The 20,112-nt window shown below is 53.9% G+C and carries 20 protein-coding genes; 5 read left to right on the top strand and 15 right to left on the bottom strand.

What is annotated here, in order from left to right; translation table 11 throughout:
• Positions 1–14: 14 nt before the first annotated feature.
• From ACRBB0_RS13745 to ACRBB0_RS13725, 5 genes are read right to left on the bottom strand one after another with little or no spacing between them, the layout of a single operon-like run.
• Complete coding sequence (locus tag ACRBB0_RS13745; protein WP_431375008.1) at positions 15–566, bottom strand: DUF3833 family protein; 552 nt, start codon at positions 564–566, stop codon at positions 15–17.
• The gene (locus ACRBB0_RS13740) at positions 563–1,789 is read right to left on the bottom strand and encodes an MFS transporter (protein WP_431375007.1); all 1,227 of its coding nucleotides are present in this window, start codon (positions 1,787–1,789) and stop codon (positions 563–565) included. The genes ACRBB0_RS13745 and ACRBB0_RS13740 overlap by 4 nt, the downstream gene beginning before the upstream one ends.
• Positions 1,789–2,283, bottom strand: coding sequence for a hypothetical protein (locus tag ACRBB0_RS13735; RefSeq protein ID WP_431375006.1), 495 nt, complete (start codon positions 2,281–2,283; stop codon positions 1,789–1,791). The genes ACRBB0_RS13740 and ACRBB0_RS13735 overlap by 1 nt, the downstream gene beginning before the upstream one ends.
• A complete protein-coding gene (locus ACRBB0_RS13730; RefSeq protein ID WP_431375005.1) occupies positions 2,276–3,433 on the bottom strand; it encodes a class I SAM-dependent methyltransferase in 1,158 nt (385 codons plus the stop codon). The genes ACRBB0_RS13735 and ACRBB0_RS13730 overlap by 8 nt, the downstream gene beginning before the upstream one ends.
• Positions 3,372–4,721 (bottom strand): NAD(P)/FAD-dependent oxidoreductase, encoded by a 1,350-nt coding sequence (locus ACRBB0_RS13725; RefSeq protein ID WP_431375004.1) that lies wholly within the window; start codon positions 4,719–4,721, stop codon positions 3,372–3,374. Before ACRBB0_RS13725 ends, ACRBB0_RS13730 begins: the two co-directional genes overlap by 62 nt.
• Positions 4,722–4,845: 124 nt before the next feature.
• On the opposite strand from ACRBB0_RS13725, the gene ACRBB0_RS13720 reads away from it, so the two are divergent.
• Both ACRBB0_RS13720 and ACRBB0_RS13715 read left to right on the top strand, forming a co-directional pair.
• A complete protein-coding gene (locus ACRBB0_RS13720) occupies positions 4,846–5,631 on the top strand; it encodes a DUF1365 domain-containing protein (protein WP_431375003.1) in 786 nt (261 codons plus the stop codon).
• Positions 5,628–6,353: an SDR family NAD(P)-dependent oxidoreductase gene (locus tag ACRBB0_RS13715; RefSeq protein WP_431375002.1), complete on the top strand. Its 726-nt coding sequence runs from the start codon at positions 5,628–5,630 to the stop codon at positions 6,351–6,353. Before ACRBB0_RS13720 ends, ACRBB0_RS13715 begins: the two co-directional genes overlap by 4 nt.
• Before the next feature lie 53 nt (positions 6,354–6,406).
• On the opposite strand, the gene ACRBB0_RS13710 is transcribed toward ACRBB0_RS13715, so the two are convergent.
• The 8 genes from ACRBB0_RS13710 to ACRBB0_RS13675 form a co-directional block, all read right to left on the bottom strand.
• On the bottom strand, positions 6,407–6,922 hold the full coding sequence (locus ACRBB0_RS13710) for a fasciclin domain-containing protein (RefSeq protein ID WP_431375001.1): 516 nt from the start codon (positions 6,920–6,922) through the stop codon (positions 6,407–6,409).
• A 184-nt stretch (positions 6,923–7,106) separates the two neighbouring features.
• Positions 7,107–7,742 carry a ChrR family anti-sigma-E factor gene (locus tag ACRBB0_RS13705; protein ID WP_431375000.1) on the bottom strand — a complete coding sequence of 212 codons (636 nt, stop codon included), beginning with the start codon at positions 7,740–7,742 and terminating at the stop codon, positions 7,107–7,109.
• Entirely contained in the window at positions 7,742–8,278 is a 537-nt protein-coding gene (locus tag ACRBB0_RS13700; protein WP_431375285.1) for a sigma-70 family RNA polymerase sigma factor, read from the bottom strand. Before ACRBB0_RS13700 ends, ACRBB0_RS13705 begins: the two co-directional genes overlap by 1 nt.
• Before the next feature lie 198 nt (positions 8,279–8,476).
• Entirely contained in the window at positions 8,477–9,298 is an 822-nt protein-coding gene (locus ACRBB0_RS13695; RefSeq protein ID WP_431374999.1) for a DUF5765 domain-containing protein, read from the bottom strand.
• A 181-nt stretch (positions 9,299–9,479) separates the two neighbouring features.
• The gene (locus tag ACRBB0_RS13690; RefSeq protein WP_431374998.1) at positions 9,480–10,268 is read right to left on the bottom strand and encodes an amino acid ABC transporter ATP-binding protein; all 789 of its coding nucleotides are present in this window, start codon (positions 10,266–10,268) and stop codon (positions 9,480–9,482) included.
• A 14-nt stretch (positions 10,269–10,282) separates the two neighbouring features.
• Entirely contained in the window at positions 10,283–11,662 is a 1,380-nt protein-coding gene (locus ACRBB0_RS13685; RefSeq protein WP_431374997.1) for an amino acid ABC transporter permease, read from the bottom strand.
• 12 nt (positions 11,663–11,674) lie between these two features.
• Entirely contained in the window at positions 11,675–12,916 is a 1,242-nt protein-coding gene (locus ACRBB0_RS13680) for an amino acid ABC transporter permease (RefSeq protein WP_431374996.1), read from the bottom strand.
• Between the two features lie 87 nt (positions 12,917–13,003).
• A complete protein-coding gene (locus tag ACRBB0_RS13675; RefSeq protein WP_431374995.1) occupies positions 13,004–14,017 on the bottom strand; it encodes an amino acid ABC transporter substrate-binding protein in 1,014 nt (337 codons plus the stop codon).
• Between the two features lie 925 nt (positions 14,018–14,942).
• Between ACRBB0_RS13675 and ACRBB0_RS13670 the strand changes: the two genes are divergently transcribed.
• From ACRBB0_RS13670 to typA, 3 genes are all read left to right on the top strand, one after another.
• Complete coding sequence (locus tag ACRBB0_RS13670; RefSeq protein ID WP_431374994.1) at positions 14,943–16,487, top strand: trimethylamine methyltransferase family protein; 1,545 nt, start codon at positions 14,943–14,945, stop codon at positions 16,485–16,487.
• The gene (locus tag ACRBB0_RS13665) at positions 16,447–16,971 is read left to right on the top strand and encodes a DMT family transporter (protein ID WP_431375284.1); all 525 of its coding nucleotides are present in this window, start codon (positions 16,447–16,449) and stop codon (positions 16,969–16,971) included. Before ACRBB0_RS13670 ends, ACRBB0_RS13665 begins: the two co-directional genes overlap by 41 nt.
• A 117-nt stretch (positions 16,972–17,088) precedes the next feature.
• Entirely contained in the window at positions 17,089–18,906 is a 1,818-nt protein-coding gene (typA, locus tag ACRBB0_RS13660) for a translational GTPase TypA (RefSeq protein WP_431374993.1), read from the top strand.
• 168 nt (positions 18,907–19,074) lie between these two features.
• On the opposite strand, the gene ACRBB0_RS13655 is transcribed toward typA, so the two are convergent.
• Positions 19,075–19,344, bottom strand: a complete 270-nt coding sequence (locus ACRBB0_RS13655) for a hypothetical protein (protein ID WP_431374992.1) — start codon at positions 19,342–19,344, stop codon at positions 19,075–19,077.
• A gap of 478 nt (positions 19,345–19,822) precedes the next feature.
• Positions 19,823–20,110, bottom strand: a complete 288-nt coding sequence (locus tag ACRBB0_RS13650) for a DUF1330 domain-containing protein (protein ID WP_431374991.1) — start codon at positions 20,108–20,110, stop codon at positions 19,823–19,825.
• Between the last annotated feature and the right edge of the window lie 2 nt (positions 20,111–20,112).

The following is a 20,112-nucleotide window of genomic DNA, read 5'->3' as shown; positions in this document are numbered from 1 at the left end:
GCAGGGACCAAAGTCTAGGGTTGAACGGGCCGCATTGTTGCAATCAACTCGGCGACCTTCACACCAAATTTTCGCATTTCGGACTTGTTCATGATGGCCCCGTCCGCGGTCAAATACATCCAATCCGTGGCTTGCAAAACATGTCCACCGGCTTCCTCGGGCAGGATGATATTATAGGTGAGCTGCACCGTCGATCCCGAGACAACCCCCTCTGCCCTACCGACCAAATCGTCCGCCGTGGCGAAAAACGTATTGCCAGGCCCCAAGGTAAGAAACCACTTTCGGTTTTGCGTCTTGCCATTGGAATAGGTGAACTCTTCCGTCAAAGTGCCCGTATCCCCATCCCATTCGCCCACCATTTTTGCGACAAAACTATTGGTCATCTTGCCGTTAGGGCCAAAGATCAATCCTTCGGATAGGATTTCGCCGGACAAATGCTTGGTCAAATCGAATTGCGGACCAGTGTTTGTGTAGTCAGCCGGGGATTGCGTGCGAAAACTAAAGATATAGGTTTTGGCGATCATGACAATCAGCACGATCACGAGACAGGCTGTTATGATTTTCATGGTGTGGTTCTTTCTGATGGCAGCGTCGTGGCAAAGCCAAAGGCTGTGATTTTTAAAAAGCAGGGAAGCACCGCATAGGCGTAGAGCAAGGTCATTGACGCAGTGTTCGTGTTGTCACCGCCGGGACGAAAACCGCTGTAATCCAGCACCGGCAAAGCAAATGCCGCAGCCAGAGCAAGCGCCAGTTTTCCAGAGAACGACCAAATGCCGAATGCCGTCGATGCATCGAGACCGGCATTGGTCAGGGAAATACTGAACATTGCGGGCAACAACGTCATATCCGCCCCAAGCGCAGCCCCCGATGCGACACAGATCAAGGCAAACGCCAAGACATCGCCGGGACCAAGAAAGAACGTCCCTGCAAAGCTGGCAATCGCCAAGGGCATGGCAATCAATAAGGTTTGTTTTGGTCCGATCCGCTGGCTTACACGGGTCCAAAGCGGGACGCTCAGCGCCGCGCAGAGGAAGAATAAGACAAGCAACGGGCCTGCCAAAGTCGGGAGGTCCAAGTAGTCTTGAACAAAAAACAAAAAGAGCGTTGAGGTGAGCGCGACGGGCAAACTGTTGAGCACCGCGAGGCCCAATAGCCTCAGCGCGCCAGAGTCAGTCAAGCCAGCGATAGTCAATGCCCGGCTGGCAACCACGGGCCGCGTCCACATCCCATAGGTCGCGATTGCAACGCAAATCGCAACAGCGCCCAATGTCAGACCAAAGACAGGGTAGCCTTGATTCGCAGCTCCGAACGCCACAAAAACCGAGGGCGCGATGGCGGCCAGAATAACACCACATAACATCCCCAACTCTCGAAATGCCGCGAGTGTGAGCAATTCCGAGGGTGCAGTTCGCTTGGCCAAAGTGGCGCTGCGCCCATACAAAAGGATCATGCCAAGACTGTAGGCCGAAAACAGCAGCAGCAAGATAAGAATAAGGTTGGTGGTCGCTGCAGGGCCGTCTTGGAGGTTGAAAAGAAGCGGAAACCCGATCGCCAGCCCGCCACAGGCAAGCACGGCAAATGCAGCTTGCGCACGGGGCCACTTGCCAACGATCCAGCCGATCACAGGATCTTGGATCAAATCAAACATCCGGATCGCCAAAAGTATGCCACCCAAAGCCCCAAGCCCAATCCCGAGATTGACCGACGCAAATTGTGGTAAATGGATGTACAACGGGATCCCCGCCGCCGCGAGCATCAGAGCGTATAGGCTGACACGAGGATAAAGCATCACTTGCCTCGCAGGTCGCGTGTAAACCGGGGAGACTGGGTGTTGTCACCCAAGAATACCGACATGAAACGGGCCTTTATACCTGCAAAGCGAAGTGTGCAGGCTGGACGATCATTGCGCCAAAAGGTGATGACATCGGGCCCCTGCGTCACCGCCAAATAGGTATCCCCCCGCCCAACCGCTTGGTAGCAGCTCTCAAGCTTGGCGCGGATTGGTAGGGCCTTTCCCATACGGTTCATTTCCCGCAAGGTTGCTTCGACCAGGTCGTATTGGCTCAATTTGCGTCGATAGGTCAGCTCAAGTGCAAAATCCTGGGACCAATTCAAAGGCGCGGCCCCTATCGTAAAGAGCCGCGCGTCGTATATGTTGAACCCCACGTAACGAAAAGTCGCTTCACCGCGCAGTTCGGCCCCTGGCAAAACCTTTGAAAGCGGATCGGCCAAGACCGTCATTGGCAAGGCCACAAGCAGGGTGCCGATTATCGCGCTAAGCATGAGCCAGCTCGACCTGAACCACATCAGTATGCCCAATGGCAAACGATGCAGCGCAAATTTCGAGATAGTATTGCCAGTTGCGAAAAAACGCCTCTCCATAGCCTTGCTCAAGGATTCTACGTTTTTGATCTGCCAAACGTTGTGCCCAAATGCGGCAAGTTTTTCCGTAATCCTGACCAAAGGCGAAATTGTCTTTGACAACCAAACCGGCAGATTTCGCTTGATGCGCAATCACCTGATCAGACAGTAGCATTCCTCCGGGGAAAACATACTGACGGATAAAATCGGACGAATTGCGATAGGTGTCAAAGAACGCGTCACGCACGGTAATCGCCTGCAACACAACCCGTCCACCTTCGGCCAAATTGCTTTTGAGGGCGGCGAAATAGCTCGGCCAATAGCGTTCTCCGACCGCCTCAATCATTTCGATTGAGACAATGTTGTCAAACTTGCCCGAGACATCCCGATAGTCGCGCAATTGGATGTCTGCACGGCCATCCAGACGACAATCGGCATAGCTATGTTGGTTCCGAGAAATTGTAACGCCCGTGACCGCACGCCCCTCGGAGCTGGCATGCTCTGCAAAGCCCCCCCAACCGCAGCCGATTTCCAAAACCCGTTCGCCCTGTCCCAATCGGGATAACACGCGCGCATTTTTACGGGTCTGAGCTTGGGCAAGGTCGTTGCCATCTGTTCCAAAAATGCCAGAGGAATAGGTCATGCCTTCGTCCAGCCAAAGCTGGTAGAATTCATTCCCGACATCGTAATGGGCCCCAATATTCTTGCGCGACCCCCGTTTTGTATTCGCCCTCAAAACAGTATCAACGAGCCGAAACTTGGCGCGATTGAACCGGTTGGCATGATCATATCCGCCCAAACGGTCGCGGTTCAGCATCGCGACCGACATCAACCCTTCGACAGATGGCGTATCCCACAACCCCTGGACATAGGCCTCTCCGAGCCCGACCTGACCATGCGCGGCCATGGCAGAGACAGCGGACCAATCATTGATGCGCATTTCGGCTTCGGGCCCGCGATTTCCAAATTGATACCGTTCACCTTCTGGGGTTCGTAGTGTCAGCTGACCGTCATGCAGGTGTTCGCAGGTTTTCAAGAATTGCGACTTCAGGGCTTTGTTGGTCAACATCATGGTGGGTTCCTTTGGTCGCGTAACCGGTTGTTTCTTCAATTTTGCGGACAATTCGCATGGCACTGGCAATGCCGTCTTCATGAAAGCCGTGGCGGTTATAAGCCCCGGCAAACCATGTATTGTTGAGCCCCTGCATATCGCGGATCTCTCGTTGCGCCTGTAACGCCGCTTTGTCAAAAACCGGATGAGAGAATTCCACTCGGTCGTAGACCTTGTCAGTGGCGATGGGATGGCTCGGGTTGAGCGTGACAAAAAGCGGATCCGTTTCGGGGATGTTTTGCAGCCGGTTCATCCAATATGTGATGCCAACACAACCCTCTTGAGAGCGATAGGCCCAACTGGACCAACACCCGCGCCGCTTGGGCATTTGATTTTGATCACAATGCAAAACGGCTGTGTTTGGCTGATAGCGGATCGCACTCAAGGCTGCGGTTTCAGCCGGTGTTGCACCATCGCCCAAGATGCTCAGCGCCTGATCTGAATGACAGGCAAAGACGACGTCATCAAAGTCTTGCGCGTCCCTCCCCTTGGCATGGACCGTTGCTCCAAATGCTGTACGATCAACACGTTGTATTGCGGAGTTGATGTGAACAGAGCACCCGCGGGCCACAAGCGCAGCTTCCAATCTGCGGACATATTCAATGCTGCCGCCTTTGACAGTCCACCATTGGTGTTGACCGCTCCCCGCAAGCAAGGCGTGGTTGCGAAAGAACTGGATCAAGGATTTGGCCGGAAAGGCGTTGACGTCTTCGGTCGGGGTTGACCAGATCGCCGCACACATCGGCATCAGATAATTGTCCCGAAACCACATGCCCAGCCCCAATTTGGTGACCAGTTCACCGATGGTGATGTCATCATCTGTTGCAGCAGCCTCGGCTTCTTTTCCAAACCGCAGGATATCGGCCACCATTTTGTAGAACTGCGGCCGTATCAAATTGCGTTTCTGGGCGGAAATCGCGCGCAGACTGTTCAAACCGTATTCAATTCGCCCGTCATCAATGCTTGCACAAAAGCTCATCTCGCTCTTGATTGCGGGCACATTCAGGTCGCGAAACAGCCGGGTCAAAAACGGGTATGTGGCGTAGTTGAACACAATAAACCCCGTATCCACCGGTTGATCACCCCGCTTGCCAGCCATCACTGTACGGGCATGCCCACCCAGACGCTGCGCGGATTCGAACACTGTCACATCGTGATTTGGAGATAGGTAATACGCGGCGGACATTCCGGAAATGCCGCCTCCGACGATGGCAATCTTGCGGCGGGGTCCACGACTTTGATCCAGCATGCGTTCCTCGTTTTTTTGCGTTGTTTGATGAGGATACGTGGCCGGGTGGAACGCAGATCACATTTTTATTGAAATTTAGACCCGGGCTGGTGATCTGTTCGCCCAACGCAGCCGTATCATTGACATGATCGAACATATCCAAGCTCAAACATTTCATGCCCGACGCGGCCAGACAAAAAACGCCTTTCGCTATGGTGTTGATTATGTGCTGACCGATTTGACCTCTGGTATTGCGCCACTCTTGTCGCGCAATCGGTTCAATTTGTTTTCGATCCACGATCGTCACCACGGCGGCCCACGTGGCAAGGGAACCGGTGTCGCATGGTTTCGCGATCAGCTCGAGCAGCGCGGATTTCCTGTTGAGAAGGCGCAATTATATCTCTTAACGCAGCCCAGCTTTTTGTGGTTTCACTTCAATCCAGTCAGCTTTTGGATCGCGGTGATTGATGGCACGCCGCGCGCTTTTATTGCCGAGGTGAACAATACATTTGGGCACAGGCATTGTTACTTTTGTGCCCATCCGGGTTTTCGTCCCATCGTTTGGCAAGACAGCTTGGACGCAGACAAACTGATGCATGTGTCGCCGTTCCAAACGGTTGCTGGCACCTACCGCTTCAACTTTGAAATGACCAAACAGGCGTTCAATATCAGGATTTCTTATGAAAACGGCGATCAGGGCGTATTGGCAACATTAAATGGCATGCGCGAACCTGCCAGCACAGTGTCACTCTTGGGGGCCGCACTGCGCCGCCCACTTGGCGCTGTTCGGGTTGTTGCGTTGATTTATTGGCAGGCGCTAAAACTGTGGTTAAAACGGGCCCCTTTTTTGCGCAAACCCAAGCCGCCAAAGCCACTCGTGTCTGACAGCACCAGCTTTTCAACGCCCCCGGCAAAACGGACCGGAACATGAGCCGTTTCCAAGGCAGAACCTATTGGTTGGTTGGGGCAAGCGAAGGGCTTGGCCGAGAGATCGCAAAGGGGTTGGACCGCCAAGGTGCCAACGTGATTTTATCGGCGCGCTCGGTTAGGCGATTGCAGGATTTGGCACGCGAATTGCAACGTGCTCGGGTGGTTGAAACCGATGTGACCGACGCGGATTCGGTGAGACGCGCCGCCGAGCACATCGGCGCCATCGACGGTGTCATCTATAATGCCGGGGCCTATGACCCAATGCCCACCCAGGCTTGGGACAGCAACGCAGCCCTTCGAATGGTTGAGGTGAATTTCAACGGTGCCCTTCGGGTGCTTGGGCATGTGGTGCCAACCTTTGTAAAATCAGGTCGGGGCGACATCACCTTGATCGGATCTTTGGCGGGCTATCGTGGCCTGCCAGCGGCCATTGGGTATGGGGCTAGCAAAGCGGCGCTGATCAATTTGGCCGAAACCATGCGTTTTGATCTCAAAGACAGCGGTGTCACGGTTCGGATCGTAAACCCAGGCTTTATCAAAACCCGGCTCACCCAGAAAAACAGCTTTTCGATGCCGCAGCTGATGGAGGCCGAAAAAGCCGCTGATCATGTGTTAAAGGCAATGCAATCGACCCGTTTTAGAACCGATTTTCCGCGCCCCTTCTCATGGGTTATCAAAGCGTTGCATCTTCTACCTGACGTAGTGGTCTACCGCGGTAAGTGAGTGTTCTTGCCCCTCGGCCTCTCATATTTCTGAGAGGCCGAGGGAGGATTACTTTAGTGACAGGCGGGGCGATTTCCGGGCAATAGCACCTTGTCGATCACATGGATAACACCGTTATCGGCCTGAATATCGGCAATGACGACATTGGCCATGGCGCCGGTCCCATCCGCGATCTTAACCCCATCTGCACCAGAGGTAATGCATAGGCGCTCAGTCGTCAGCATTGGCTTGAAATAGGTTGAGCCCGCGGGGATCATATCAGCCGACAGTTTTCGATCGTCGACATGATACAAAAGAACATCGCTCAACTGCCCCTTATTCTCAGGCTTAAGCAATGTTTCAACGGTTCCCTCAGGCAAGGCAGCAAACGCGTCATTAATCGGGGCGTAAACGGTGAATGGACCCGGACCAGACAAGGCATCCGCAAGACCTGCCGCTCCAACGGCAGCTACAAGGGTGGAAAACCGGTCGTCAGCGGCGGCAATTTCCACGATTGTGTTGGCGTGCGCGGTGCTGGCGGCGGAGGTAATCGCAAGGGCCGTTAGGACCGTTTTGAAAGTTGCATTCATGATATCGTCTCCATTTATCTGGGCATGTCGCCCGTCCCATTTGGTGTAGGTATTAGGGATACGAAGGCGGGGATGGTGTGGATTTCGACATCACGAAAACGTCATTAAGAGTCTGTAAAAGCGGAATAAAATGAAAAGTCCGCACCGAAATGCAGCCCCATATTCGTTGATGACTAGACGTTCCTTAAATTCGGAAAAACGGCTGTAACAGACGCGGCACAAGCGCGTTAAAGCGCAATGGCGCATCCGTTGCCGCAAGACAAATGCATGCGTCCCCCGCATCCGCCACAGGCGTGTGTTCCAGATCCTGATCCCCAATCTCAACGTCACCGACACCAAAACGGCCGGTCTCATCGCTGAAACTTCCCTGAAGCACCAAGGTGAGTTCCAAACCATTATGGGTGTGATCGGGGACTGCCTGTCCTGCGGGGATGTACAGCAACCTTGCAGAGCCAGCATCGCTTTCGGACAAAATGCTTTGCTTGACCCCCATGCCAAGGGTTTTCCACCGCAGCGGCTTGCCCTTTAGTTCTTCCATGATCGCACCGGGGTAAATGCCCTTGGGTTCAAAAACTGGCTGCGGTGCCGCAGGGGCATCCAGCAAATCCATAATGGAAGCTTTCAAACCAGCGGACACGTCTACCCCGTCAGTGTTTTCAAGCAAGGCTCCGCCAACGGCCTGATGAGCGCCAAGCGCTGCACGGCAGTCTTTGCAGAGTGACAGGTGGCTGGCGACAACCAAGGCAAAAGGATGAGGCAGATTGCCAGATGCATAGGCCGCGATCATGGCGTCAGGGATGTGGTGTGTGATGGCAGGCATCAGCGCAACCCTCTCAATTCTTTTCGCAATCGTCCAAGACCAAGACGGATGCGGGATTTAACGGTTCCGAGCGGAAGGCCGGTTTGACTGCTGATTTCTTGGTGAGTGAGATCGCCCATATAGGCTTTTTCAATCATATCGCGTTGATCCGGTTGTAGCTGGCGCAACGCTTGCTTTAGGTGGGTCGCTTCTTGTTCAAGGGCTAGAATTTGGGCCGCATCTGGTTCCATCCCAGGGTCTTCCCCAAGTTCATCAGGCACCGGGCGGTTTTCTTTTCGAACGATGTCGATATGCCGGTTCCGCGCGATCTGATAGATCCATGCAGACGCTTGGGCCTTGTGCGGATCAAACATTGCTGCCTTTCGCCAGACCGTCAACATAACGTCTTGAACAATCTCTTCAGCCTGCGCCGACCCCGTCCCATTGCGCATCACAAAACCCTTGAGACGCGGTCCGAGAAAATCGAACATCTTCCCAAAGGCCACGCGATCACGATGATCGCGTACAGCAAGGAGCCAAACGGTCAGGTCAGACATCGCGTCTTGTTTTTCCGACACAGGCATGCCCTTGTATTGCGTCCCGGCTGTAGGGTTTGAGACAGCAGGCTCGAGTAGTATCGCTTGATTGACCATATACCCAGTACGGGTGACCTGAACAGATGGATCACCAAAAACTCAGATTTCTCAAGCAAGGGGCAAAAAAGCCGTCGGCGATTGTCTCCAAATGCAACGTCCCTATTTAGACGTCGCCTCGGCATCGGGCATTTTGTCTGACCCAACGGTCCTTTGCCCCCGGCTATCCAAACCCGGTATCAATGCCCAAAGCGGCCAATAGCGCACGTGGAGCACCTGCCGAAGAGGGGTTTTGACAACGAGCAACAAGAACCCAATCGACAAGAGGCACCAAACCGCTGGCATTTCATTCAAATCTGACGTGGTCATCCGGGCCAAAAACGGCCCAAGCATCACATGATACAGCACAAAACGCCATGATCCAAAGAGCAGTGGAAAAAGGAACATCGCCAATGGGTAGGTCGGAAAATCTATGCGGAGCAGCCCCCCAAATAGTTCCGGGCCGCCTGTCAAAGCGAGAATACCATCGCCGATGTCATTGATCGGCACATGCCATGCAATATGCCAACTGCCAGTGACCGAACACATTTGGGGGCCACATAGGATAGATCCCGGCATGCAGGCCCCGGCCCATTCAAATGGAAAGACTTGGATCAACATCACGATAGCGGAGACGGAACACAGCACCAAACCATAGGGAAGCACCGCCCGGCGCACGGTTTCGGGTATGAAATACAGCGCGATCAAAAGCCCGAAAAACGGTTGGAAACAGATGTGCAAATAGCCGAGGAAGGTCGCAATCTGGTTTTCTGGCAAACCGCATTGGTCAATGACAGAATACGTATACCCTTGGAGAAGCTCCATAAGTGAGAAGTAGAGTAAAGGCGACCATAAGAGCGGGCTTTCTTTCTTATAGATCGCAAAACTGGTCGCAGCCATACCAACCGCTGCCAGCCCGATTGAGGCTTCACCACTCCAACACATTTTTCGTTCCTAAATAACCTGTGTGCAAATCTTGTCCAAAGCTTAGGGCGAGTATTGCAGTGTTTGCAAATGGAATGAACCAAGTGGGCAGGCTCTGACAGGCCATCCACAGCAAAGCGGGCAAGGCTTGCACCCTGCCCGCTTAAAAGCACTGTCCAGCCGTTGAAAACCGGTCGGTGTGTTAGTGACCCAAAATCTGGCTCAGGAACTGCTGGGTGCGCTCCGACTGTGGATTGCCAAAGAACTCTTCTGGTTCGTTCTGTTCAACGATCTGACCGTCGGCCATAAAGATCACACGGTTCGCGACCTGGCGGGCAAAGCCCATCTCGTGGGTGACGCACAGCATGGTCATGCCTTCTTCGGCCAGCTCGATCATCGTATCGAGAACTTCCTTGATCATCTCCGGGTCAAGCGCCGAGGTTGGTTCGTCAAACAACATGATCCGAGGCTTCATGCACAATGACCGTGCAATCGCCACACGCTGTTGCTGACCACCTGAAAGCTGACCAGGATACTTGTTGGCTTGATCCGGGATTTTCACCTTTTCAAGGTAATGCATCGCCGTCTCAATTGCCTCTTTCTTGGGAGTCTTGCGAACCCAGATCGGGGCCAGCGTACAATTCTCAAGAATGGTCAGATGCGGGAACAGGTTGAAGTGCTGAAAGCACATGCCAACTTCTGAGCGGATCTTGTCGATGTTTTTGAGGTCCGAGGTAAGCTTGGTTCCGTCAACCGTAATCGAACCAGCCTGATGTTCCTCAAGCGCATTGATACAGCGAATGAGCGTAGATTTCCCCGACCCAGACGGGCCACAGATAACAATCCGCTCCCCCTGATATACGGTCAGGTCGATGTCACGCAGAACGTGAAACGAACCATACCACTTGTTCATATCGTTGATTTCAATGGCCACCTCATCCGAGACGGTCATGGCTGCGCGTGCGGGGTTTTGTTGTGTCGTATCAGACATTTTTAGTCCCTCCCTCACCGGTGTCCGCGGTGGAGTTTGTTTTCCATATAGACCGAGTAACGTGACATCCCGAAACAGAAGACCCAGTAGATCAACGCGATAACAAGATAGCCAGTATAGGCCGTGGTTGGGGTCGCCCAGGTTGGGTCAGTCAGAGTCGCGTTCATCATACCCAGCAGGTCAAAGATCGAGATGATCAGAACCAGCGTGGTATCTTTGAACAGACCGATAAACGTGTTCACAATGCCCGGAATAACCGTGGTCAAAGCCTGGGGCATGATGATCAGTTGCATCTGCTGCCAGTAAGACAGACCCAGCGACATGCCGCCTTCGTACTGTCCTTTTGGCATGGCTTGCAGACCGCCACGGATCACCTCTGCCATATAGGCAGACGAGAACAGCATCACACCAATCATGGCGCGCAGCAGCTTATTGAAATCAACACCCGGTTCCAAGAAATACGGCAACATGGCCGACGCAAAGAACAAGACCGAAATCAACGGGATGCCACGGACAACCTCAATAAAGATCACCGAACTGTATTTGAGGATCGGGGCGTTGGACTGACGTCCCAAGGCCAATAACATCCCCAAAGGAAGCGAGGCAACGATACCAGCAATGGCCACAACCAATGTGATCGTCAAACCGCCCCAAAGGTTGGTTTCAACCACCTCGGTGCCAAGCGCAATGTCCAGACCAGCCGTGATCAAGGGCAAGAAGGCAAACAAGCCAAACAACGCCGCAACCATGAGCATGATCGGAGACATAGCCGCCGCCACTTCACCCATTTTGCCATCACGCGCCAGCCACCAACCCGCACCAGTGACACCTGCCACGATCAAGGGAAACCAAACACCAGAGAACACATGGCTCAAATCGCCGTCATGTTCGATAGGCATCCCGTTGAGCAACACGAAGGACACAACAGGAAACGCTGTGAGCATCAATGTCGCCACCAAACCGCGACGCGGCATTGGGAAGACCAGCCAGGCAATACCCACCGCAAGAAGGAACATCGAAACGTTAACACGCCAGACTTCTTCCTTGGGGTAGAACCCATACATGAACTGATACCATTTGGCCTGAACATAGGGCCAACACGCGCCGGTATTGACGACGCAAGCTTCGCGCTTTTGCCCTTCCGGGTCGCTGAAAGTCGCTGAGAACAGCGAGAAATCCAACATGCCGCTGATCATCCAATACAGGACATACACCGATCCCAACGTCAGGATGGTCATCAGGACCGAGTTGATTGCCTTGGATGGCGAGGAATAGTCCGCCATCGAAGAAAAGATGTTTTTCGACAGCCAACCTTGGATCCCAACTTCGCTCGCGGGGGGCGGCAATGTTGGGGCCTCGGATATGCGGAGATATGCGATGTTTTTATCTGTCATCTTTTCTCTCCCTTACCGCTCAACCAGTTTAACGCGGTTGTTAAACCAGTTCATGAAGAAGGATGTCAGCAGCGAGATCGTCAGATAAACGATGATCACAACCGCAACGATTTCAATGGCACGACCGACCTGGTTGAGGATGGTCCCAGCAAAAACGGCAACCAATTCTGGATAGCCAATCGCGGCGGCCAGAGACGAGTTTTTGGTCAGGTTCAGATATTGCGAGGTCAGCGGCGGGATGATCACCCGGAACGCTTGCGGCAAGATGACCTTGCGCATCGTCAAACCACCCGAAAGCCCCAAGGCTTCCGCAGCCTCAGATTGCCCTTTGGGAACCGCCTGAATACCAGCCCGTACGATTTCACCAATAAAGGCGGCCGTATAGGTGGTCAAAGCGAGGAACAGCGCCATGAATTCAGGCGCAATGTATGACCCAACGCCCCGTTCAAAACCACGACGCAGAACCGGACCTTCGGTAACGAAATTCGGCCATTCGATGGTCAGAGGACGCCCCGTGATCAGGAAAACCAAGGTGGGCAGGCCGATTAAAAGACCAAGAGACACGAGTAAGACCGGGCTTTGCTTGCCGGTATTTTCCTGTATCTTTTTGGCGTATTTCCCATATGCGATCACGCCGCCGATCGCGATGATAACCGCCATCATTGTCAGGTAAAAACCGTCATGAGTGACCGGGAATGGGCCATATATGCCCTTGGTGTTGAACTGCAAAATCCCTGGTACGAAGGTCCCGGAGTCGCGTGGCCCCGGTGCGACAAGCCGAAGCGCCGCGTTCCAGAAGAAAATCTGCAATAGCAACGGGATATTGCGCATCAGCTCAATATAGATCGTCGCGAAACTTCTGATAACAAAGTTGCTCGACAGGCGCATTATGCCCATCAGGAAACCAAGAATGGTGGCAAAGAAAATGCCAACCACAGCCAGAATAAGAGTGTTGGCAACCGACAGTTTCAGCACATCCAAGATGGTGCTTTCGCCCGGAACATAGCCAATCAGCCAGGTGCCAAAGGTTGTTAGAATTTGAACATCAGATGGGCGGTCGAAAAAGTCGAAACCGAATTCTTTGCCCTGATCTGCAAGGTTCTGCCCGGCGTTCTGTACTGCCATGTAAATCATGAACAGAATGAGAACCGCTAGCACACCTTGGAAGAAAAGCGACCTTGCCTTGCTGTCATAGACAAGTGCCGCCAAACCCGTGCGTTCGGGTTCTTGGTCGACGTCGTTGGTCGTAGTCATGGAGGTCTCCCCGCTATGGAAAAAGGGGCGAAGCGTTAACTTCGCCCCTTTCCCGCATTATTATGATTATGCGGTAGTCAGGTCTGCTTAGCGGATCGGCGCAGCATAGAGGAAGCCGCCGGCATTCCAGAGCGAGTTAACGCCACGGTCCAGTTTCAGCGGGGTGTTTACACCAACGTTGCGCTCATAGCTTTCGCCATAGTTGCCAACAGCTTTGATTGCTTTTGCGGCCCAGTCTTTGTCCAGACCAAGAGCAGCACCGTAATCATTGTCGCCAGCGCCCAAGATACGTTTGACCGATGGGTTGTCCGAGCTCATCATTTCATCGGTGTTGGCAGCTGTGATGCCATACTCTTCGGCTTCGATCAGCGCGTTCAGAGTCCAGCGAACAATTTTGTTCCACTGCTCGTCACCGGCACGTGTCGATGGGCCAAGCGGCTCTTTGGAGATTGTTTCAGGCAGAACAACGTGTGCGTCAGGATCGGCCAGCTTCAGGCGCTCAGCCGCCAGACCGGAACGGTCGGTGGTGAAGACGTCACAACGACCTGCGCCATAAGCGGCAACAACTTCGTTGGAGTTTTCCAGAGCAACCAGTTCAAAAGTCATGCCGTGCTGTTTGAAGTAGTCGGTGATGTTCAGCTCGGTTGTGGTACCGGTGTTGGTGCAGATTGTTGCGCCATCCAGCTCAGTCGCGCTTGACACGCCCAAAGACGCCGGAACCATCATGCCCTGACCGTCGTAATAGTTCACACCCGCGAAGGAAATCCCCAGATCCGTGTCACGTGTGATTGTCCAAGTGGTGTTGCGCGACAGAATGTCGATTTCACCCGAAGACAGCGCTGTGAAACGGTCTTTCGCGGACAGCGAAACATATTCTACGGCTTCTGCGTCGCCCAGAACGGCAGCGGCAACGGCGCGGCACATGTCGACATCCAAGCCAGTCCATTTGCCGGAATCGTCAGGGTTTGAGAAGCCAGGCAGGCCTTGGCTCACGCCACACTTCAATTTGCCTGCGGCCTTGACGTCGTCAAGTGTGCCAGCGGCAGCAGCACCAGCGGCGAGTGTCGCTGCGGCTGCAATTGTCAGCATAGTGGATTTCATTTGGTTCTCTCCAGTTGGTAAAAAACATAGCACCCTTTTGTTTGGCCTATTGCGGGTGCCGCTAGGGCAGTTGTTCTGCCATTGTCCCATGCTGCGCCCAACACCGATCCCTTGACGTCCGAGTGGTCCGTCATGGGGTTTGGCCTAGCCCAGAGATTCGGTATTGCATTCAGCATAGAAGTGGACGGTAGCCACTTGATCCCATTCTGTAAATCCAGCTTGACGACAGTTTGTCGTCAAAACCCGATCTCATCGGGATAGTGACGCAGGAGCTAAAAGTTTAGGATATTGTTAAATCGAATGAAATTTCGTTTTTGCAGCCATTCACAAACGTGATGAAGACCGTAAAATTTTGAAAATTTCCGCTGAAAAATTGGGCATATGCCCCGACAAACCGCCCGTTTGGAACGTCAATCTGGAAGAGAGTCGCCCTTTACGCCGCGTAATCTGAGCATCTTCAAGAGACCATTTCGGACAGGCTCTCGCCCAAGATTTGGAACGCTCAGTAGACAGCCGTGCCAGCTTTGCCTTGGCACAACCAAAAGGAGACCGGTTCGCACCGATGGGCCGTTTGCGACTTGTTCGATGGATCGCAAGCCAAACGACGCATACAAACATACAACATTGTGGCCCCCACAATGGTTTCGGTCACCGCCATGCTATTTGTCGCGCCCCGGATTTCGTCCCAAGGTCCTTGTCGACCAAGGTCGCCAAAAGCCCGCGCTCGTCGCTAAAAAACACTGACGATGTCGTTTTTGACCGAGACGAGTACGGTTTCAGCGCCAATCATGGAGGTATGGATATGAAACGCCCTCGCGTCTTGCGCATTGAAATGGTGATCGGCGCACGGCGTGGGCGGGCAGCACGCGGTCGTCCTGAATAGGCCAGTCGCTGTACCCAAAACCGCCACTATCAGGAAAAGCCAATGACATCTATGCCCCGTCGCGCCAGCGGACGGTCCGGAGGACGTGCGGCCCGCGTCGCCGCCCGAGCCTCTGCCTTATCCGAAGACATGCGCCCAATCCGTCCCGGAATGTCAGGGGGGCAATACCGCCCCCTGTCAGACAAGGACATGCAACGCATTCACAACACCGCGCTAAACGCTTTGGAGCAAATCGGTCTTGCGGATGCCCCACACACCGGGATCGACATTATGGTCAAGGCCGGGGCCATATTGGGCGAGGATGGTCGCCTAAGATTTCCGCGCGCTCTTGTTGAAGATACGCTCGCAAAGGCTTGTAAAAGCTTGACTTTGCACAGTCGGGATGGCCGGCTTGATCTTGATCTAAGTGGCTCAAAAGTCCACTATGGCACAGCAGGCGCAGCGGTTCACATGATCGACCTTGACGGGTCAAATTATCGCGACAGTAAGCTCCAGGACCTGCACGATGCTGCGCGTATCGCGAACACTTTGGACAATATCCACTTTGTTCAACGCCCCATGGTCGCGCGCGACATCACCGATAATTTGCAGATGGACCTCAATACCATCTACGCTTGCACCTCAGGGACAACCAAACATATCGGCACATCGTTTTCAGACCCGTCTCATGTCGCAGATGGGCTTGAGATGCTGTATATGATTGCCGGAGGAGAAGACAAATTCCGCGAAAGGCCCTTTGTCTCGAACACCAATTGCTTTGTGGTCCCCCCGTTGAAATTTGCCACCGAGAGCTGCCAAGCGATGGAGGCTTGTATTCGTGGTGGCGTACCGGTTTTGCTGCTTGCCGCCTGTATGGCCGGCGCAACGGCACCATCTACGATTGCCGGAGCCATCGCACAAACCGTAGCCGAGTGTTTGGCCGGGTTGGTGTATGTCAACGCCGTGAAACCCGGGCACCCGGCGATTTTTGGCACATGGCCTTTTGGGCTCGATCTACGGACTGGCGCGATGTCGGTGGGCAGCGGTGAACAAGCATTGCTATCCGCAGGATGTGCGCAGATGCATGCCTTTTACGGCCTTCCCGGCGGCGCTGCTGCGGGGGCATCCGACAGCAAACTGCCCGATATGCAAGCGGGTTGGGAACAGATGTGTTCGGCTGTGATGGCGGGGTTGTCGGGCCTGAACATGGTTTACGAAGCCGCTGGTATGCATGCATCCTTGCTTGGGTTTTGCCATGAAAGCCTGATCCTCGGAGATGACCTGATTGGACAGGCTCAGCGCTGTGTGCGCGGCATAGAAGTGGATGACGAGACCCTCGCCCTAGACCAAATGCGCCAGGTTTGCCTCTCTGGTCCTGGGCATTACCTCGGAACGGATGAAACCCTTGGCCGCATGCAAAAAGACCATGTCTATCCGGCACTTGGGGATCGTTCTTCACCAAAGGAATGGGAAGAAAAAGCCAAACCAAACCTGCTGAAAAATGCGGTTGCCCGAAAAGAGGCGATTCTGAGCCAACCTTCGGCGGCTCGGTTTGACCCAGAGTTGGATGCCAAACTCAGGGATCGGTTCAAAATCCATTTGGGCTAACATCTACACTAAACTGTGGCCGTACCCTGTGGTCAAAACCCATGCAAACGTCATTATGTGTATGATGTGTATGGCGGGATGTGTATGCCGGGGCGCAACCCCGCCATTCCATTATCACCGCCAAGAAGACCGTCATTGCGTCAAGGAGACCACAATGCCCTATTTGATCCTCGCACTGGCAATACTGGCTGAAACCATTGGCACAACCGCGCTGCAGGCCAGCCAGCAGTTTACCAAACCCCTGCCCGCGCTGATCACCGTAATCGGCTATGCCGCAGCATTCTATTTGCTGTCTGTAGCGCTCAGAACCTTTCCGGTCGGCATCGCCTATGCGATCTGGTCAGGACTTGGCATTGTCTTTATCGCGGCCATAGGATTTGCGGTGTTTGGTCAAAAACTGGATCTGCCGGCGATCCTTGGCATGGCCCTGATCTTGGCCGGCATCTTGGTCATTAACCTGTTTTCAAGCACCGCAACCCACTAATCTGCGCCACAGCCCGCCGAAAAAGGCGCATTTTCACCACATCTCATCAAAGCCTCTGGCCTTTTGCGCCAAGGCCCGTTACGGGCTGCGCAACTCTCCTGAACAAGGCTTCCTATCATGGACATGCGCAATATTGCGATCATCGCGCACGTTGACCACGGCAAAACGACACTGGTTGACGAGCTTCTGAAACAATCGGGCGCATTCCGTGCCAACCAGGCCGTGGCGGAACGCGCCATGGACAGCAACGATCTCGAACGCGAGCGTGGCATCACCATTTTCGCCAAGCCGACATCGGTTGAATGGAAAAACACCCGGATCAACATCGTTGACACTCCCGGCCACGCCGATTTTGGCGGCGAGGTTGAGCGGATCCTGTCGATGGTTGACGGTGTTGTGCTTCTGGTCGATGCGGCCGAAGGCCCGATGCCACAGACCAAGTTTGTGACCTCCAAGGCGCTTGCACTTGGCCTGCGTCCCATCGTTGTGCTGAACAAAGTCGACAAACCAGATGGTGAGCCCGACCGCGCGTTGGACGAATGCTTTGACCTCTTCTCAAGCCTTGATGCGGACGAAGATCAGCTCGACTTCCCGCATCTCTATGCCTCCGGTCGCAATGGCTGGTGCGATCCAGAATTGGACGGCCCGCGCGAAAATCTTGATGCGCTGTTTAACCTGATCGTCAACCACGTGCCTGCACCCAAGCAGATCAAACATCGCGACGACGATTTCCGCATGTTGGCTACCACACTTGGTGCCGACGCCTTTGTTGGCCGTGTCCTGACCGGCCGTGTTGAATCTGGATCGATCAAGGTAGGAGCAACCTTGCAGGCCTTGTCGCGCATTGGCCAGAAAATCGAACAGTTCCGCGTGACGAAAATTCAGGCGTTCCGTGGTTTGCAGATGCAAGACATCGAAGAGGCCGAAGCAGGCGACATCGTTTCGCTTGCCGGTATGACCAAAGCAACGGTTGCCGATACGCTCTGTGCATTGGCCGTCGACGAGCCGCTCGAAGCGCAGCCCATTGACCCGCCCACCATCACCGTGACCTTTGGCATCAACGACAGCCCCTTGGCTGGCCGCGATGGCAAGAAGGTTCAGTCGCGCGTCATCCGTGACCGTCTGATGAAAGAGGCCGAAACCAACGTTGCGATCAAAATCGCCGACACACCCGGTGGTGAAGCCTTTGAAGTTTCCGGTCGTGGCGAATTGCAGATGGGTGTTTTGATCGAAAACATGCGCCGCGAAGGGTTTGAGCTGTCGATTTCGCGCCCACAGGTGATCATGCGTGAAGAAGACGGCAAGCGTATGGAACCCGTCGAAGAGGCCACAATCGACGTGGATGACGATTATTCCGGCGTCGTGATCGAAAAACTGACCAGCACCCGCAAAGGTGAATTGGTTGAGATGAAGCCAGCCGGAGCCGGCAAAACCCGCATCGTGGCCCATGTGCCTTCACGCGGCTTGATCGGCTATCACGGCGAATTCCTGACCGACACGCGCGGCACAGGTGTTTTGAACCGTGTTTTCCATGGTTGGACCGAGCATAAAGGCTCAATCCCTGGGCGTCGCGCCGGTGTTTTGATCTCAATGGAAAATGGTGATGCGGTTGCCTATGCGCTGTGGAACCTCGAAGATCGCGGCAAGATGATGATTGGTGCCCAAGCCAAGGTGTATCAGGGCATGATCATTGGTGAGCACAGCCGCGAAAACGACCTCGAAGTGAACCCTTTGAAAGGCAAAAAGCTAACCAACGTGCGTGCCTCGGGTACGGACGAAGCCGTGCGCCTCACAACTCCGATCACTCTGAGCCTCGAAGAAGCCATCGCCTATATCAACGATGATGAGCTGGTTGAAGTGACGCCGAACGCAGTTCGACTGCGCAAGCGCTACCTTGACCCACATGAGCGCAAGCGGATGTCCAAGAGAGACTAAACACCTTTCAAGACCTCAAAAGCCCCGGAATTTTCCGGGGCTTTTTATTGCACGGTGCACAGCTTCTGTACCGGCGCGGTAGAAAATCGCCGGAAAAATGGCGCGGAACAAAAAAAGGCGCGGGGTGGCAGTCCCCGCGCCTCTTCTTTGGATCAGTTGACCCTTATCTTAGTGGCAAGGAGCCTTGCGCGCCACATAGTGACCCGCAGCTTTCATGTGCTTGCTCTCTTTGTAAACAGCCGGGTAATGGATCTTGACCATCTGGCCATTGCGGTATTCCCACTCAGTGTGAGCCGCCATAATCAGAGTTTTCGACGTGCTGTATTTTGCCGGTACCCAGATTTTATCATAGCACGCTACGACTTTGCCTTCCCAAGCAAAGGCAGGTGCCGCCAGAGTAGATGCCGCCAAAATTGCGACTGCAAGAACCTTTTTCATAGTCTTTCTCCCAAGAAAAAATTAAAGGTAAGGAAAGTCTAGCCAAGTTGCCGACGAAGGCGCGACAGGAATTCCTTACTTGCCTGGCTAATTCCCAACATTCCCGCATATTTGGGCAACTTTTTCGGGAATCTGTGCCTACGAAGCCATAATCAACCGGTTTTATCCACAGCTCGAAGGCTGATAAAATTTTCCAATTCGGAAACAATTCCTGACAACGAAAAATTCGTCGCTTGAATGGAAACAATTAACCTTCATTTTCGGCGAATCACTGGGCCAAAAAGCACCGGATTCGGCCTAGGCAAGAGCCTGCCACCTAGCACTCTCCTTCAGCGGAAGAGTGCCATATGGTGACGGGTACCATTGGCTACCAGCAATATCTGGCCGAGCAAGACGAAAACAGACGGCGGAAAAACCCGCCGCCTGCACGCAATTTTTGAGATTTTTTTGGCGACAAACCTGATCAGTTCAGCCGGGTTCAGTCGGTAATTTCGACCACCAAAAGCTCTCGCTCTGAGGCACCGCGCGCATGGCTGAGCGCCTCTTGGTAAGCGTCCGAATGATAGCATTCTTCGGCGGCCTCAACGCTTGGAAATTTCGCCACCACATTGCGGGGACGTTCCTTGCCTTCGAGCTGAACATAGCGGCCACCACGGGCAATAAACGAACCGCCATGTGCCGCGATTGCTGGCCCGGCAAGTTCGGCATATTTGCCATAGGCTTCGGTGTCTGTGACGGTGACGTGTGCGATCCAGAGTGCGGGCATAT

This window comes from Pelagimonas sp. (assembly GCF_050633425.1).
Lineage (GTDB): Bacteria > Pseudomonadota > Alphaproteobacteria > Rhodobacterales > Rhodobacteraceae > Pelagimonas.
The sequence above is the reverse complement of the archived record's forward strand: the minus strand, read 5'-3'. Positions and strand labels throughout refer to the sequence as shown.